At 74.8% G+C, this 1132-nt stretch carries 1 protein-coding gene; it reads right to left on the reverse strand.

The window, feature by feature from the left end; genetic code table 11:
• A partial coding sequence (locus D187_RS56520; protein ID WP_438356971.1) for a DUF4388 domain-containing protein occupies positions 1-1132 on the reverse strand: 1132 nt, incomplete at both ends.

The raw sequence follows: 1132 nt of genomic DNA on the forward strand, positions 1-1132 counted from the left end.
GGGCGCCGGAGCCGAGGGAGCGGCGGGCTTGGCCGCGGCGGCGGTGGGAGCCGAGGCCGTGGGAGCAGCGGGCTTCGCCGTGGCGGCAGTGGGAACCGAGGCCGTGGGCGCAGCGGGCTTGGCGGCCGGGACGCCACTCATGGAGGGCGTGGCGGGCTTGGCGGCGGGAGCCGGAGCGGCAGCGGGTTTGGCGGCGGGAGCCGGAGCGGTGGCCGGGGCCGAAGGTGCGGCGGGCTTGGCGGCCGGGATGCCACTCATGGAGGGCGTGGCGGGGCCCTGGGGAGCGGCGGAGGCCGGGGTCGCGGGGGCCGTCCGCACGGCGGCGAAGGACACGCCGTCGAGTTCCCGGAGGAGGAACACGAGCCGCAGCAGATGGTCGGCGTCCTGGGGGAGATCCTGGATGAGCTGGGCCGTGGAGCGCGCGCCGTCGATGAAGGCGAGCACGCGCACCTCATGCGGGGTGAGCCGCAGATCTCCGGTGGACACGCGTCCGTTGGACTTCATCACGGGCAGGGCGAGCTCGGGCTGCAACAGGCGCCGCAGGTCGGCGGTGGGAATGCGGCGCACGAGGTCGCCGAGCACGGCCCACTTGTTGCCCAGCGGCATCGCCTTGGCGGCGGGCAGCTCCCTGGCCTCGAAGGCGAAGGAACCGGACTCGGCGCGCAGGGCCTTGAGCAGGATGTTCTGCGCGCGCTGGGCGAGCTGGGCGAAGGCGGAGGCGGGCTGGAGCAGTCCCAGGCCGAAGAGGGCCGCGAGCACCTCGCCACCGAAGCGGCTCCGGGCGGACTCGGCCTGCTGGAGTTGTTCCGGGGTGACGAGCTTCGCCTGGAGGAGCCAGGAGCCCAGGGCGTCCTCGGGATGGGAGGACTCGACGAGCTCGGGATTGCCCTTGCGGAAGTGGATGCCGAGGGTGCCATCGGCCAGGGTGAGCGAGAGCAGACCCGTGTGATTGCCCGCGGCGATGAGGCCGTAGAGGCGCACGGCCGAGAAGGCCGTGAGCTGACCGCGAGTGGGGAGATCGTCCGCTGCCGAGGCGGCGGGAGCGCCCGTGGCCTCGGGGGAAGCGGGGGCTGGCGCGGCGGTGGGCACGCCAGGAGCGGTGGCGGTGGGCACGCCGGGCGCAGTGGGGCGA

Source organism: Cystobacter fuscus DSM 2262, assembly GCF_000335475.2.
GTDB classification, from domain to species: domain Bacteria; phylum Myxococcota; class Myxococcia; order Myxococcales; family Myxococcaceae; genus Cystobacter; species Cystobacter fuscus.